18 protein-coding genes are annotated in these 14,728 nt (G+C 64.2%); 6 read left to right on the plus strand and 12 right to left on the minus strand.

Annotation, left to right across the window (positions count from 1 at the left end):
- Positions 1 to 23 precede the first annotated feature (23 nt).
- Positions 24 to 608 (plus strand): TetR/AcrR family transcriptional regulator, encoded by a 585-nt coding sequence (locus tag H4V95_RS02115; protein ID WP_209728505.1) that lies wholly within the window; start codon positions 24 to 26, stop codon positions 606 to 608.
- Positions 609 to 773: 165 nt separating this feature from the next.
- Here H4V95_RS02115 and H4V95_RS02120 read toward each other — a convergent pair whose 3' ends face one another.
- Positions 774 to 1,058, minus strand: a complete 285-nt coding sequence (locus tag H4V95_RS02120) for a hypothetical protein (RefSeq protein WP_209728507.1) — start codon at positions 1,056 to 1,058, stop codon at positions 774 to 776.
- Between the two features lie 22 nt (positions 1,059 to 1,080).
- Positions 1,081 to 1,959 carry a YgcG family protein gene (locus tag H4V95_RS02125; protein WP_209728509.1) on the minus strand — a complete coding sequence of 293 codons (879 nt, stop codon included), beginning with the start codon at positions 1,957 to 1,959 and terminating at the stop codon, positions 1,081 to 1,083.
- Between the two features lie 294 nt (positions 1,960 to 2,253).
- On the opposite strand from H4V95_RS02125, the gene H4V95_RS02130 reads away from it, so the two are divergent.
- A complete protein-coding gene (locus H4V95_RS02130; RefSeq protein WP_209728511.1) occupies positions 2,254 to 2,658 on the plus strand; it encodes a VOC family protein in 405 nt (134 codons plus the stop codon).
- 16 nt (positions 2,659 to 2,674) lie between these two features.
- Here H4V95_RS02130 and H4V95_RS02135 read toward each other — a convergent pair whose 3' ends face one another.
- Together H4V95_RS02135 and H4V95_RS02140 are read right to left on the minus strand one after the other, a co-directional pair.
- On the minus strand, positions 2,675 to 3,073 hold the full coding sequence (locus tag H4V95_RS02135; RefSeq protein ID WP_209728513.1) for a TfoX/Sxy family protein: 399 nt from the start codon (positions 3,071 to 3,073) through the stop codon (positions 2,675 to 2,677).
- A gap of 55 nt (positions 3,074 to 3,128) precedes the next feature.
- Positions 3,129 to 3,626, minus strand: coding sequence for a DUF4188 domain-containing protein (locus H4V95_RS02140; RefSeq protein ID WP_209728515.1), 498 nt, complete (start codon positions 3,624 to 3,626; stop codon positions 3,129 to 3,131).
- A 69-nt stretch (positions 3,627 to 3,695) separates the two neighbouring features.
- On the opposite strand from H4V95_RS02140, the gene H4V95_RS02145 reads away from it, so the two are divergent.
- Entirely contained in the window at positions 3,696 to 4,271 is a 576-nt protein-coding gene (locus H4V95_RS02145; RefSeq protein ID WP_196867663.1) for a TetR/AcrR family transcriptional regulator, read from the plus strand.
- 739 nt (positions 4,272 to 5,010) lie between these two features.
- Positions 5,011 to 6,552 carry an HNH endonuclease signature motif containing protein gene (locus tag H4V95_RS02150; RefSeq protein ID WP_245345832.1) on the plus strand — a complete coding sequence of 514 codons (1,542 nt, stop codon included), beginning with the start codon at positions 5,011 to 5,013 and terminating at the stop codon, positions 6,550 to 6,552.
- A 226-nt stretch (positions 6,553 to 6,778) separates the two neighbouring features.
- Here the strand turns inward: H4V95_RS02150 and rbsD are convergent, their stop codons facing one another.
- From rbsD to H4V95_RS02180, 6 genes are read right to left on the minus strand one after another with little or no spacing between them, the layout of a single operon-like run.
- Positions 6,779 to 7,162 carry a D-ribose pyranase gene (gene rbsD / locus H4V95_RS02155; RefSeq protein ID WP_196867664.1) on the minus strand — a complete coding sequence of 128 codons (384 nt, stop codon included), beginning with the start codon at positions 7,160 to 7,162 and terminating at the stop codon, positions 6,779 to 6,781.
- Positions 7,159 to 8,160, minus strand: coding sequence for a ribokinase (locus H4V95_RS02160; protein WP_209728517.1), 1,002 nt, complete (start codon positions 8,158 to 8,160; stop codon positions 7,159 to 7,161). Before H4V95_RS02160 ends, rbsD begins: the two co-directional genes overlap by 4 nt.
- On the minus strand, positions 8,157 to 9,098 hold the full coding sequence (locus tag H4V95_RS02165; protein WP_196867666.1) for a substrate-binding domain-containing protein: 942 nt from the start codon (positions 9,096 to 9,098) through the stop codon (positions 8,157 to 8,159). Before H4V95_RS02165 ends, H4V95_RS02160 begins: the two co-directional genes overlap by 4 nt.
- Before the next feature lie 46 nt (positions 9,099 to 9,144).
- Positions 9,145 to 10,128: an ABC transporter permease gene (locus H4V95_RS02170; protein ID WP_209728519.1), complete on the minus strand. Its 984-nt coding sequence runs from the start codon at positions 10,126 to 10,128 to the stop codon at positions 9,145 to 9,147.
- Positions 10,121 to 11,656: a sugar ABC transporter ATP-binding protein gene (locus H4V95_RS02175; protein ID WP_209728521.1), complete on the minus strand. Its 1,536-nt coding sequence runs from the start codon at positions 11,654 to 11,656 to the stop codon at positions 10,121 to 10,123. The genes H4V95_RS02170 and H4V95_RS02175 overlap by 8 nt, the downstream gene beginning before the upstream one ends.
- Complete coding sequence (locus H4V95_RS02180; protein ID WP_196867669.1) at positions 11,653 to 12,666, minus strand: LacI family DNA-binding transcriptional regulator; 1,014 nt, start codon at positions 12,664 to 12,666, stop codon at positions 11,653 to 11,655. Before H4V95_RS02180 ends, H4V95_RS02175 begins: the two co-directional genes overlap by 4 nt.
- A gap of 194 nt (positions 12,667 to 12,860) precedes the next feature.
- Here H4V95_RS02180 and H4V95_RS02185 point away from each other — a divergent pair, with 194 nt between their 5' ends.
- Positions 12,861 to 13,205 (plus strand): lycopene cyclase domain-containing protein, encoded by a 345-nt coding sequence (locus tag H4V95_RS02185; RefSeq protein ID WP_209728522.1) that lies wholly within the window; start codon positions 12,861 to 12,863, stop codon positions 13,203 to 13,205.
- The gene (locus H4V95_RS02190) at positions 13,202 to 13,558 is read left to right on the plus strand and encodes a lycopene cyclase domain-containing protein (protein WP_209728524.1); all 357 of its coding nucleotides are present in this window, start codon (positions 13,202 to 13,204) and stop codon (positions 13,556 to 13,558) included. Before H4V95_RS02185 ends, H4V95_RS02190 begins: the two co-directional genes overlap by 4 nt.
- A gap of 375 nt (positions 13,559 to 13,933) precedes the next feature.
- Here the strand turns inward: H4V95_RS02190 and H4V95_RS02195 are convergent, their stop codons facing one another.
- Positions 13,934 to 14,251 carry a multidrug efflux SMR transporter gene (locus tag H4V95_RS02195; protein ID WP_209728526.1) on the minus strand — a complete coding sequence of 106 codons (318 nt, stop codon included), beginning with the start codon at positions 14,249 to 14,251 and terminating at the stop codon, positions 13,934 to 13,936.
- Complete coding sequence (locus tag H4V95_RS02200) at positions 14,251 to 14,607, minus strand: multidrug efflux SMR transporter (RefSeq protein WP_209728528.1); 357 nt, start codon at positions 14,605 to 14,607, stop codon at positions 14,251 to 14,253. Before H4V95_RS02200 ends, H4V95_RS02195 begins: the two co-directional genes overlap by 1 nt.
- Positions 14,608 to 14,728: the final 121 nt, after the last annotated feature.

Consider the following 14,728-nt stretch of genomic DNA (forward strand, 5'->3'; position numbering starts at 1 on the left):
AACGAACGTTATATGGTTAAGCCATGTCTTCACAACTCAGCGCACGAGATCGTCTTCTGGACGCGGCGGAGGATCTGGCTTTCACCCAGGGCGTTGCAGCCACCCCGGTGGATGTCATCCTGAAACAGGCGAATGTTGCTCCGGCCACGCTGTACTCCCACTTTGGAAATAAGGAAGGGCTGATTGTCCAGGCACTGCAACGCCGGTTAGGCCGGTGGGACGAGTCCTGGCAGTTGGCAATGAATGAGGCGTCGACGCCGCGGGAGCGCCTCATGGCGTTCTTGCCAGGGCTACAGAGCTACCGGAAGAGTGTCACCCCGGCACGGTGGTGCCCATTTCTCGGCGTCGCCGCCGAATCCCCGCACCCCGGCGACGGGCTGCAGGAAGCACTGGCCAGTGACACGCACCTTCTTAGAACCCGCCTGCGCGAACTAGCAATCGCGGTGGTGGGGCCTGACTCAGCTGCCGACCTGGCCGAGCAGTTGCTCCTTGTGCATACGGGGGTGCTGGGGATGATTCTCCGCGGGGTGGCAACCAAGGACGCTGTCGCGCTGGGAATGAAAACCTCGCAGCAGGCAATCGACGCTGCCCTGAATCAGCCGGAGTGACATTTGGCCCGACGCCGGAAGGTAGGTTCCTGCTTCCCGGGGCGCGGGTGGGAACGGGAAATTTTCTGCTCCCACCCTGAGAATGCAGTCAGGGCCAGCGAGGCCGCGGGCACTGGATGGCTGAGCCGCTGACTGTCCAACCGGCTGGCCTGGTGACGCTGCTGGCTATCCTGCCGACGGAGGCCTGTCGCCGGGTGCCGGCTTGTGATCGGGAAAGTCTTCCTCGCCAATCCCGCCCGGTTCATAGAACGCCTCAACGAACCCCCGCGCCTCGGCCATCAACTCTTCCCTCGACATCGGGCTCGGTTGGCTCAATCCGACGTTGAAACCATACGTCCCCTGGTCCGGACCGTTGAGCCAGGCGAAGTGGTAGCTCAATCGTCCCGGCGGCTGGTTTCTCTCGCTGATGCGGAACAGTTCACCACCGATCGACAGTTCGAGGTCATCCATGCACCGAGTGTAATGAGAACTGTCAGTACCTGCCGGATGCGCCTCCGCCGGTAAACCCGCCACCCCCGCCGAATGACGAGCCGGACTGCGTGCTGGTGCTGGACCCCGAATACAGCGCGGGGTTGGCGATATAGAGGGGAAGCCAGGTCGGCGGGTAGTTAACGGCGTCATCGCCGCGCTTGCTGTAGCGGTACTTGCGGTAGGCCTTGCGTTGTTCCTCGGTGAGGCGGAAGGTTGGATCCTTCTCTTCCGCCTCCCGGATCTCGTCGTCGGCAACCCGACGACGACGGCGGGAGTCGACGGAAAAGAAGTAGATAATCAGGCCGACCACTGCAGATGCGACACCCACGACCCATGCGAGGACGGCCCAGTTGAACGGTTCCTGGACCGGTTCCTGCCCGTCTGCGTACAGGTAGATCTGCTCCACCGCCTCGGTGAGGCCTTCGGCATATTGTTCATCGGCGAACGCCGGTTCAAGAACGTCCTCGATCACTGCGGCCGCTTCGTCATCAGAAAACTGTTCGCGGACGCCGTCGGCGGTTTCGATCCGAAGTTCCCGTTCGGCGGTGTCGGCAACCACGAGCACACCGTTGTCTGCCCCCGCATCGCCCACTTCCCATTCGGTGGCGACGCTGCGGGAGTAGTCCTCGATGGACCCGCCGGCATTCTCGACGGTGAGCACGGCGACGCGGGCGCCGCTGGTGCTGCTGTTTCGTTCCTCGATCAGAGCATTGAGGCTTTCTTCCTCCGCCGTCGTCAGGACATCGGCAACGTCAAGCACGGTGCCCCCGGCGGGGCGCTCCGGGACCGTCGACGGTTCGCTGCTGCCGCATCCGGTGAGTACGAGGAGCAGCATCGACAGGGTGGCTGCGGCTCCTCCGGCACTTCTGCTGATCGTCACGATGTCCCCTTTTGGCCGTCCAGTATTTCTTTCGTGAGTCTAGCGATCGCCGTGACACGCTCCGGCCAGAACGTGCGGGGCGGTGTCTGGTGGCCTACGCCGTCGGGCATCAGGCGCGGGGCGTCCAGCGCGGCTGCCGGGCTCTCGTTCAGTCATGGGGCCAGCATAGGGAACCCACCGATTGCTGCACAGGGTGGGTAGCTTCGCTCCTTTACCGCCGGGTCGCGCAGCAGTATCCTATCGGGCACAAGCCGCCCGACCACGGACGAGGTGCCCAAGCATGGAGTCTTTCAGATGAGATACACCCTCGAAGTGGTGCCCGTGCCGGTAAGCGACGTCGAGCGCGCCAAGGCTTTCTACGCTGACCAGGTCGGTTTCATCCTCGACTTCGATATCGACGGCTCCGTCGTGCAACTGACGCCGCCCGGGTCGGGGTGTTCAATTCAGATCGGGCGGGGTCTCACTCGCATGGCCCCAGGATCGCTTGAGGGCCTCCAGCTGGTTGTGACGGACCTGGATGCAGCGCATCAGGAGCTCACCGGACGCGGGGTTGAGCTGTCCGAGATCGAGGTCTACGCGCGGGATGGTTTACGTCCGCGGCTCCCCAAGGATGACCTCAACAACGTTGGCTTTTGCACCTTTGCTGACCCGGACGGCAACCGCTGGACCATCCAGCAGATCAGTGAGCGTGAGCTCTGAGTGATTCAGGACGCGATTATTGCTGGTTGAGGTTACCGGCTTCAGCTCCGACAGGTTTCCCCGCGGTGGATTTCCCTCCGATAGGTTCCCCGGAGCTGATGCCGAGGTTCACCCAGTACGCGAGCTCTGCGTCGTCGTCGAGCTGGTGGCGTGGCACGGTCAGCCAGCCGCGCCCCATCGGTTTCTCCTGGCCCATCAGTGCGGGAACCGCGCCCCGTCGGAGGAGATCGTCGTAGTGCGCAGGGTTGGTTCGCACCAGCAGGTCACCGGCACGATCGGCGGCGACCGCCATGCGGTCATTCACCATGAAGGAGATGCCGCCGAACATTCGGATCTCCCGCGCGTCCGGATAGGAGGCGAGGAGGTCCCGAAGCCGTTCGGATAGATAGTCTCGCGATGAAGAAGTGTTGACCACGGCAACCCCCTCGGTTACGGATGCCCTTTGAATATGAGACGAGAGGGAGATTCTGTCAAGGGACCTTCGGTCCCGGTGCCCGGCCCATTCGCTGCTTCGCCGTATTGTTGCGTGCCCCGATGGGAGCGTGCGCCGTCGCCTTCGCGAGACCGAACAGCGGCATTCCGTTGTAGACGGTCTCGATTCCAGTGGCCGGGACCTGATACGTTTCGTGCCAGATGCCGACATCGCCGGTGCCCGAGAGTTCTTTCATGAACCGTCGCCAGGGTGCCAGATGGGGCGATTCCTTGTCCGCCGCGAACCTCCGCAGATGCTCCGGGCTCTCCCAGTAGCTGAGCAGCATGGTGGTGCGGCCGAACCACTGCTCGTAGCCAAGCATGCCCGCGTCAGGATCAGTAGCAAGATGCTGCAGCATGCGCGGCATGGCGGCAGCGACCCTGCTGACTTTCGCGATCTTCCACCACCGATTGGGGCGCATCCCGATCAGGAATACTGTGATGGTGTCCCTCCCCAGATCCGCAGTGTGGCGGCCCGCAAATATTTGCTGTGCCATCGGAACTCCCTCGGTCTGCCGGACTTCTGTAACGCTGTTACAGAACAATGTTATGGAACACTGGTTCTTATGGCAAGACCCGTAGTACATAACGATTCCCTGCGGCAGGATCTATTGGCCGTCGCCGCCGACCTGATTGACCGTGACGGGCCCGCGCGGGTGACGCTCCGCGATGTTGCGTCGGCAGCCGGGACGTCCACCTCTGCGGTCTATTCGCTGTTCGGTGGGAAATCCCAGCTGCTGACGGCCGTCGTGGACGATGGGTTCCGCTCTTTCCATGACTCGCAGCTCGCCGCCGCCGACGGCGGGTTGGATACTTTGGGGGTCGCCTACCGGACCTGGGCGCTGGAGCATCGGGCCCTGTACCGCCTGATGTTCGGCGGGGCCTTGGCAGCGTATGCCGATTGCCAGCCCAGCCCTGACGCCGCGAGCAATGCGATGCAGCCCCTGATGGACGCGGTTGCCTCGGCGCAGTCAGCGGGTGTGTTGGTGCAGGCACCGGTTGAGTTGGTAGCCGTTGCGATCTGGGGACAGGTGCACGGGATAGTCAGTCTGGAGCTGGCACAGATGGGACGTCCCGACGCCGATTGGGCTGCGGTCTACCGTGCGGCGCTCGACGCCGTTGCCCGTGGGTGGGCCGCCTGAGCCTGGTGACTGGTGACTGGTGACTGTGCAGGCCTGCCAACGGAACTTGCGCAGATGGGCTCATCGGGTGCGGCAGCGTCGGGGCTGCTACGCCTGATTTCCGTTTATCCAACCGAGGTGTGGTCCAGCATGCGCGAGCAGGTCTTGCGCCGGATCAGGCGGCGATTTGCCGTGAAGACCTTTAGGGGATCCACCGTTTTGTGATTTCTGGACTCGCTGAGTTTTTCGGCCTACCGAGCGGTTAGGAGCATCGGACCGGATCTTTCCAGGCCCTTTATCGACCCCTGAAAAATGTTCAAAATTCTTTTGCCCAGGCCCCCTTTTGGGGCCTTATTTTGGGGGTGGCGGATGATCGAATGGAGGTATGGAAAGCAGCAAAGCTTCTTCTATCAGGACGGGATTTCCCTCTGATTCCGGCGCTGATCCCGCATCTGATAGCGGGACCGCGGAAGCTGCTGCGGGAGCTTCTTCTGGCTACGGTCCGGCTGGGCCGTTGGGTGAGGGTGCGGTGTGGTCGTTCCCGGCACCGGCACCGGGACAGGCCCCGGCGCCCGCGCCCGCCCCGTCCGTGATGACCGACCCGACGACACCCTCTGACCCGACAACACCCTCTGACCCGGTCACGCCAACCGTCTCACCAATCGCAACCGACCCGGTAGACCCGTCCTATGTTGGTGACCCATCTGGGGCAGCCTCCTCCCCGGCGGGGATTGATTCGCTGGACTTAGCGGACGCACCGTTGTCTGATCCCGCTACTGCCAACGAGGAGGCTGTTCCTGGTGGTGAGTCGGCTTCTGGTGGTGGGGCGGTGTTGACGGGGTGGGTGTCTTTGGCGGCGTTGGTGGACTCTGATGCGTCCCAGACCCTTGAGGTGCTGCAGGCCCTGGATGGGTTGCGGTCGTGGGTTGATGCGCAGGAAGCCAAAGCGGTCACCCACCTGTGGGATCTGACCCGGGCAGAATACCCGTGGGTGGAAGAGAGAGCGCAGGATCTGGGCCGGACAATCACCGCAACCGAGATCGGTGCGGCGCTGCGCTTGCCGGACCGGACCGCTGGTGCCCTGATCGAGACCAGCGAGTTCCTGGTCCGGGACTACCCGTCAACCCTGCGGGTGCTTGAAGATGGGAAGATCACCAGGCGTCACGCTGTCACCGTGGTCGGGGAGGCGATCAGCATCCCCGACACCGTGCCCGGGGTGTGCGCCGGGTTCGAGGCCCAGTTGATCGATCTGGCCTGCCAGTTGACGGTCGCGAAGTTCACCTACCAGGCCGTCCGGTTACGGGAGGCCCTGCACCCTGAATCGATCACGGTGAGGCGGCGGAAGGCCCTCCAGGACCGGCGGGTGTCAATTAATCCGGACTACGACGGGATGGCCTGGCTTCACGCCTTCCTACCCACCGAGCAGGTCGCCGGGATATTCCACCGCGTCGACACCGCGGCCCGGGCGTTACAAGCCCCCGACGAGGCACGCACGCTCAGCCAGTTACGCGCCGACGTCCTCATCGACGTCCTCACCAGCACAGGCGCCACCGGGCACATGACCACCGCAGAACCCACCACCGCAGAACCCACCAGCGTAGATCCCGCCACGGAAGATCCCGCCACCGACGACCTTGCCGGCGGCGGGATGAGGGAATCGGGCCGCCCGGATAGGACTGACGGGGTCATCGAACCCGGAAGCCCCGTGAGTTCGGATGCACCGAATATGCCGGGTGGGACGGATGGTACGGGTGGTACGGGTGGGTTGGCCGGCCGTGGTGACGCAGACGCTTACTGGGGTGTGCAGGCGAAAGTGTTCGTTACTGTCCCCGTAATGACCCTCCTCGGCGGGGACACCCCAGGCGAGTTGGAGGGCTATGGTCCGATTGACCCCGAGACGGCCCGGAAGCTCGCCGGTCACGCCCAGTCGTTCACGAGGATCCTCACCCACCCGTTCACCGGTGCCAGACTCGGCGCCGACGCCACCACCTACCGGGTCCCCCAGGATCTCAAGGATGCGGTCCGGGTCAGAGACCGGACCTGCCGACACCCGGGGTGTAACCGGTTGGCCGTGTTCTGCGAACTCGACCACACAAAACCCTGGTCGCAGGGCGGGAAAACCAGCTACGGCAACCTCGCAGCACTATGTAAACGCCACCACATGCTCAAATCCGAAGGCTACTGGCACTACCGACAACCCGAACCCGGACTGATCATCGCGACCTCACCCGCCGGTCACAGCTATGTCACCAGGCCAGACCCGCCACCAGCACCACCACCCAAGGTCCCACCACCCTTCTAGGGAAGTGCCATCTTCAAGACCCGAGAGATCAGCCGGATCTGTTCCCGAGATTCGGAGACCTACTGTCCTACTGTCCTGGGGTGCTGGGGTGCTGGGGTGCTGGGGTGCTGAGGTGCTGACACTGAACAACCGATCGCCACCGAACAACCGATCGTCCCTGAACAACCGATCGACCCGGGAGCAAGGTAGACCTGTCAATTGAGCGCTCAGACTTGCCAGGCAGCTGTTAGAAGGTGACCCCACAGCGCAGCACCACATTCGCGTACGGAGTTGCTTCGCCGGTTCGAATGATCAATCGGGCCGACGGGAGGAGCGACTTCAGGTCCTCGTGGCTGACATAGTCGGGGTTCAGCCCCTCAGCGCGGACGATGCTTTCGACGGCTGACCCGGATGCCTCGGAGGCCAACAGCGACGATTCGATCTGCACATCAGTCAGTACCGCCCGCAGCACCTCGGTAAAAGACGGGATGCCCTTCACCAGAGCGAGATCAACCACCGTAGGGGCATCAGGCAGCGGCATCCCCACGTCGGCAATCACCACCAGATGCCCGTGACCCAGGGTGCCCAGAATTCCGTTCAGGGGTCCGTTGAGAATTCCGGTTTTCTTCACGCGGCGGGGTCCTGTCCAGTAAATGATCGTGCACCAGTGAGTGAATCTGCGGTAGTTTCCGGCGCTGCGGGCAGCGGATCATCAAGCGACGGGTAGGACGGCTGCGCACCTTCGGTCCCGACGGCGTACGCTCCGACCAACACGGCAACCCGGACGGCGTCGGGCAGCGAATCTCCGGCGCTCAACCGGGCGGCCAGGGCTCCAGTGAAAGCATCACCAGCCCCGGTGGTGTCCACGACGGGCACCTTCGGCGCAGGGATTTCCAGCAGATCGGTGGCCGAGGCCAGAAGCGCGCCGCTCCCGCCGAGAGTCATGACGACAGAGGCGAAGCCGCAGTCCACCAGCGCCCGCGCCGTCGCGGCATGGTCGGAGGCGACAGACGGCTCAGATGCACCAGATGCTGAACCGGTGAGCTGCTCCAGCACCAGCGCGCCTTCGTGCTCGTTGACCACCAGGGGATCTGCCTGCAGCAGCGTCGAACGGTCCAACGTGATCACCGGCGCCAGGTTGATGATTACCCGGCCGCGGGCCACCCCGACCGCCGCCGTTACCGACGCTGCAGGGATTTCACCCTGCAGCACCAGCACAGCGGCGTCGGCGATGACCTGCGACGAGGCGGCGACCAGCTCGGGGGTCACCTCGGCATTCGCACCGGGGATCACCACGATGGTGTTCTCGCCGTCGTCGTCGACCTCCACAATGGCGACACCGGTGCTAATCCCGGCGACGCGCTGCACAGCCCCGGTATCCACCCCGGCGTCGTGCAGCCCGGACAGCGCAATCTCGGTGTAGGTGTCCTGACCGACTGCGCCGATCATGACGGTGCGGGCGCCAAGCTTCGCCGCAGCAACGGCCTGGTTGGCACCCTTGCCGCCGGGCATCACTGTCATGGTCCGCCCCAGCAGGGTTTCGCCCGGCTGGGGGTGGCGTTCCAGGGTGACTACGAGGTCGGCGTTGATGGACCCTACGACGACGACGCCCGACGGCTCAGTGCTCATTCGGTGAATTCTCCGACATTGTCAGCGTTCACGGTGGTGACCGGAACGGGGATGGTCTCTTCGACAGTTTCCCCGGCGAGGATCTGTTCCAGGACCTCGACTGCCTGCTTGCCCAGTTCAGCGGGCTGCTGAGCGATGGTCGCGGTCAGGGTGCCTGCCTCGATGGCTGCCAGACCATCTTCAGTGCCGTCGAAGCCGACGACGCTGACGTCGTCGCCGGCGCGGTCACCCAGGGCCTGGATGGCGCCGAGCGCCATTTCGTCGTTCTCGGCGAAGATGCCGGTGACATCGGGGTTGGCCTGCAGCAGGTTGGTGGCGACGTTCAACGCCTCGGCGCGGTCGAAGTTGGCGGTCTGCATCGCCACAACGGTGATGTTGGGGTAGGCAGCCATGCCTTCCTCGAAGCCTGCTCCGCGGTCACGGCTGGCTGAGGTGCCGGCGACGCCCTGGAGGACAATCACTTCGCCCTCTTCGCCCATGGCTGCTGCCAGCTCGTCGGCTGCCTGGCGGCCGCCCGCCACGTTGTCGCTGGAGACGAGGGACTGGACCTCGGCGCCGTTGACGGTGCGGTCGACAGCGACCACCGGGATGTCCGCCTCGATCAGTGGTGCCACCGAGGCGGCAGCGGCGTCGGAATCCACCGGGTTGATGAGGACGGCGTCCGTGCCGCTGGTGGCGGCGGTGGCCAGCTGGTTGGTCTGCGTGGCGGAGTCGTTCTGCGCGTCGACGACGTCGAGCTCCATGCCGGCAGCCTCGGCCGCTTCTTCGGCACCATCGCGCAGTTCCACGAAGAAGGGGTTGTTCAGGGTGGACAGGGCGAGCGTGGCCGACGCCGAACCTTCGGCGCTCTCGCCGCTGTCGCGGTTGCAGGCGGTCATGCTCAGGGCAAGTGCCAGGGACACGGTCAGTGCAGCGGTCTTGCGGGAAGTGAACTTCATTGTTGTTTCCTTACTTGAGTGGTGGAACGGGTTAAGGAGGAAAGTTTTAGTGCGGTGAGTTCTTGCGGCGCAGGGAATCGATGCCGACGGCGACGGCGATCACCACGCCAATCACCACCTGCTGCCAGAACGAGGAGACGTTCAGCAGGTTCAGTCCGTTGCGGATGACCACGAGCACCAGCGCGCCAACGAGGGTGCCGGTGATGCGGCCCACGCCGCCTGCCAGCGATGCGCCACCGATGACGACGGCGGCAATCGCGTCCAGCTCATACCCGGACGCTGCCTGCGGCTGGGCGGAATCCAGCCGACCGGACAGCAGGAGACCGGCGACGGCGGCGAACAACCCGGACAGGGCGAAGACCGTTACCAGGACCTTGCGGACCGGAACGCCCGAGAGTCGTGCGGCTTCCCGGTTCCCGCCCACCGCGTACATGTAGCGGCCCATCACCGTGAAGTTCAGGATGAACGCGGCTACCAGGCCAGCGACCACCAGGACCACGATCGGCATCGGGATGATCCCAAGGTTCCCGCCAAGGAAGGACACCGCGGGCGCGGTGGCGATGGGGCGGCCGTCGGAGATGACCAGGGTCAGGCCGCGGGCGATGCTGAGCATTGCCAGCGTGGCGATAAAGGACGGCAACCGGCCGAACGCCACCGCGAACCCGCTCACCGCGCCGCTCAGCGTGCCGATCGCGAGGCCGCCGACAACGGCAACCCACCCGGGCATCGAACCCGTCGAGAAGATCCAGGCGGAGCCCATCGCGGACAGCGCCGCCACGGAGCCGACCGACAGGTCAATGCCCGCCGCGACGATCACGAAGGTTAGTCCGAACGCCAGGACCGCAATCACCGAGGCCTGGATCCCGATGTTCAGGAGATTGGGGCCGGTAAGAAAGTCGGGGGTTGCGATGAACAGGGCGAGGCCCAGCACCACCAGGCCCACGAGCGCCCCGTTGTCGGCGAGGAACTTCTTTGCCTTCGCACCGCCGGACACCTGCTTCCGTGCGGTGGTGGTTGCTACCTTATTCATGCCCGTCCTCCATTGACTTGTCTTCGAGATCGCGCTGCACGTCGCGGACGGCGAGCGTCATGATGGCGTCCTGGGTAGCGTCCTCGGCCGCCAGTTCACCTGAAATATGTCCGCCGCTCATCACCAGGATCCGGTCACTCATCCCGAGCACTTCGGGGAGTTCACTGGAGACCATGACGACGGCGCCACCGGTTGCGGTGATCGCGTTCATCAGTTCGTAAATTTCCACTTTGGCGCCGACGTCGACGCCGCGGGTCGGCTCATCGAGCAGCAGCACCGACGAATTCGCTACGATCCATCGGGCAAACACGGCTTTCTGCTGGTTCCCGCCCGAGAGCGATCCAACCGGCTGGTCCAGGGTGTGCATCCGGATCCGGAGCTTGTCCGCTATGTCCTGGGCGCGGCTGCGTTGGCCGGACCGGTCCACCAGGCCGGACTTTGACGTCGACGCGAGCGTCGCATAGCCAACGTTTTCGTTGACCGTCGCGCCGAGCACAAGGCCCTGGCCCTTCCGGTCCTCGGGGACGTGCCCGACGCCGGCCCTGATGGCCGCGCCAATATTGGACTTGGGGAGGTCCTTCCCACGAACCTTGACGCTGCCGCCAACGTACGGGTCGGCTCCGGCGATGGCGCGAATGACCTCGGTGCGGCCCGCGCCGACCAGACCAGCCAGACCCACAATTTCACCGGCCCGCACAGAGAACGTGACGTCGTTGATGACTCCCTTGGTGGAGAGACCTTTCACCTCCAGCAGGGTGTCGGCGGGGCCGTCCCATTCGCGGCGGCGGGGGAACTGCGCTTCGATGGAGCGGCCCACCATCAGGCGGACCAGTTCGTCCTCGTGGGTGTCTGCGGGTACCTCGGCGATGAATTCGCCGTCGCGCAGCACCGAGACGGAATCGCCGATGGAGGCAATCTCGTCCAGGTGGTGGGAGATGAAGACCATTCCGACGTCGCGTTTGCGGAGGTCCTCGACGACGGCGAACAGTGCGGCGATTTCCCGTTTTGTGAGGGCCGCTGTCGGCTCGTCAAGGACCAGCATCCGTGCGTTGAGGCTCAGGGCCTTGGCGATCTCGACGAGCTGCTGGCGGGCGATGCCCAGGTCGCCCACCTTGTGGTCGACGTCGATGTCGAGGCCAATCATCGCGAGGGCTTCCCGTGCGGTCTCACGCATTTTTCGCTTGTCCACCAGGCCGAAGCGACGGGGGAAGCGGCCCATCGAGATGTTTTCGGCGACCGTCATTGACCCCACGAGGTTGAGTTCCTGGTGGATGGTGGCAATGCCAAGGGCCTCGGAATCCTTGGTGTCGGTGATCTTCACTTCCTTGCCATCGACCAGGATGCGGCCGCCGTCGGGCTGGTGCACGCCGGCCATCATCTTGATCAGGGTGGATTTACCGGCACCGTTCTCGCCGAGTAGCACCTGCACTTTGCCGGGGTAGACGTTGACCGTTACCCCCTTGATGACGGTGACCGGTCCGAAAGACTTGGTGACGCTGTCCAGGGTGAGGATGGGTTGGGTGTTCACAGTGCTGTGCCTCCTGGGAGGGGCGGGGTGGAGCCACGGATGATGAGCCTGCTGGGAAGGATGACTGATGCGGGGGTCTCGCCGGCGATGACCTGGGTGAGCATTTCGACGGCCTGGCGACCCATGGCGTCGACGTCGTGTGCGATGACGGTCAACGCCGGGTTCAGGAGGGTGAACGCGTCGATGTCGTCATACGCCACAAAAGCGAGGTCGGTGCCGATGCCGACGCCCCGCTCGTTGCAGACGCCGATGGCGCCGATGCTCATGAGGCTGTCAGCGGCCAGCAGCGCTGTCGGCGGCTGGGGGAGTTCGAGGAGGTGCCGTGCTCCGGCGGCGCCGCTCGCGGCCTGGAAGTCGCCGAAGAAGATGAGCTCGGCGTCGCCGTCGGCCTCGGTGCTGGCAAGGGCATCCTGGTAGGCGGCGAGACGTTCGCGGCCGGTGGAGGTGGACTGCGGTCCGGCGATGTAGCCGATACGGCGGTGACCCTGGTCAGTGAGGTGGCGGACGGCTTCCTGGACCCCGGTGACGTTGTCGGGAGTGACGCTGGGGACGTCGGTGTCGGCGATGACGCGGTCAACGAAGACGGTGGGGATGCCGCTGTCGAGGATGCTGCGAAGGCTGGCGAGGTCGCCGAGTGGAGCTGCGATGAGGCCGTCAACACGCTGTGAAAGCATCACATCGAAGTAGCGGTCCTGCTGTTCGGCGCTCTCGTTGGCATTGCCGAACAGCGTGAGGTACTTGAAGTCACGGGCGCGCTGTTCAATGGCGTGCGCAAGGTCGGCAAAGAAGGGGTTGCGGACATCGGGGAGGACCAGGCCGATGGTCTCGGTGGTGGTCTTGCGGAGGGAGCGGGCCTGCGCGTTGGGCCGGAAGCCGAGTCCCTGCGCTGCCTCGGTGACGGCCGTGCGGGCCTCGGCGGAGGTAGAGGGGTGCCCTGAGAGCACGCGGGAGGCAGTTGCTACTGAGACACCCGCCTTGTCGGCGACGTCTTTGATCGTCAGTGATCGCACCCTGTTGCTCCTCAACCGCCATGGAATCGTTTCCATGGAATCGATTCCAAACTATGCCACACGTTCTGGAAGCGGTCAACGCCGTGTTTCGTGGACACCTGGAAGGTGATGGGGGGCCGGTGCGGAAGAATAAACTGCATGAGCAGACAACTTCTGGGTGCCGAACGCGAACGGCAGATGGTTAGCGGTGGAACATGGGCCTGATCTATTTGGGAGCGCTACTCTTCTCCCTGAGCGGCATGGTGGTCCTGGACCGCCGGTTTGGCCTCACCTTCTGGAGGGACGCCCGCAAGGCGACCTGGACCATGATTCTTGGGATCACCTTTTTCCTTGTCTGGGACCTCTTCGGCATTGCGCTCGGGATTTTTTTCCGCGGCGTCACTGACCTGATGACGGGAATTCTTCTGGCCCCCGAGTTGCCCCTCGAGGAAGTGTTTTTCCTCGCGCTGCTCTGCTACACCACCCTCAATGTGCTGGGCGCGGTCGCAGCACTTGACCGGAAGCGTGACCAGAAGCGTGACCGGGAGGTGGCGGCATGACGTACCTGGTTCTCAACATCATCTTCTTCGTCCCGATTCTGGCCATCGCCGCCTGGGCCTACCGGACGCGACGCCGTCAGCTTCCCAGCCGTCGGGCCGTCGGAATTACCCTGATTGTGCTGCTGGCCGCCACTGCCGTGTTCGACAATGTGCTGATCGGCATCGGCATCGTCGACTACAACCCTGACCTCATCCTCGGTGTCCGGTTGGCACTGGCCCCGGTCGAGGACTTCGCGTATACCGTCGGCGCCTGCATTCTATTGCCGGCGCTGTGGGCGCTGATTCCAGGCCGAACCGATCGCCATGCGGCGGAGCCTCCGCCGTCGACAGCGGCCTCCACAACTACGCCGTGAACCGGAGAGGTACTCAGCCAGTCGGCTGCCGGGACGGGTGAGTACCCGAACGTCGACATCGTGGAGAAGGAGTTCTCTGACAATGCGTTGCCCGAGGCCGCCGGTTGCGCCGGCAACAAGGATTTCAGTGGTCATAAGACCTAAGAGTACTGACCATTGCAGGCCCTCCCGGTTGAGGTATTTACACGCCTCAGGCGAAGGCCCGCCTCGTTACCACCCCAGGAGGTTGAGAAAACACAGATCAGCTGCTGCGACCAGTCCGGTCCGGTCCAGAGGATGATGGCCACCACCTGCCACAGAATAACCCAGCTCTTCCTCACCCCGGATGCGACGAAGAACGCCGCCGTGAGCTGTGTAGGAGGGGTGCAGAGCATCTCAGTGGGTTGCGCCGAGCTCGATCAGCAGGACGCCGCCGATGATCAGAATGATCCCGAGCCCCATGAGCCAGGTGAAGGGCTCCTTGAACAGGAATTTGCCGATCATCGCGGTCAACGCGACGCCGGAAGCCGCCCAGATCCCGTAGGCCACACCGAGGGGAAGACCGCCGGCGAGAGTGAGCGCGAGCATCGTAAAGGCCACGAGATAGCCGACGACGACGGCGCCGTACCACCGCTTGTCGTCAACCGCGAGACGGAGGGAGACGGTGCCGGCGACCTCAAAGATAATCGCTCCAATGAGGAACAGGTAGGCCACTATGCCACCCCCGCTTTCTCGTGTGCGGCCTGGGAGCCCAGCTCGACGCAGAGCACCCCGGCAATGATGACGACGATGCCGATGCCCATCAGCGGGGTGATCGGCTCCCCGAACACGACGAGCGATCCGATAGCGGTCAGGGCAACGCCCGCCGCTGCCCAGATGCCGTAGGCGACGCCCAACGCCATCCCGGTTCGGAGCACGATGGCGAGCAGAATGAACGCCCCAAGATAACCGCCGACGACTACGGCGTACAGCGCGGGGTGGTCAAGGGCGCCTTTGAGGGACAGGGACCCGGTCACCTCGGCAACAATCGCGGTGGCCAGCAGGAGCCACCCTTTGACGGTCTTGTTCATTGGTCAGATCCTCGGGAAGTCAGTTCACGGGCGGAGAGCCCGCCGGACGGTGCTGCTGATGGTGTAATCCGGCAACCGCGACAAATAGTGATCGGTACGTAGGGGTGATCACAGAACAATC

It is taken from the genome of Arthrobacter sp. CAN_C5 (assembly GCF_017875735.1).
Lineage (GTDB): Bacteria > Actinomycetota > Actinomycetes > Actinomycetales > Micrococcaceae > Arthrobacter_D.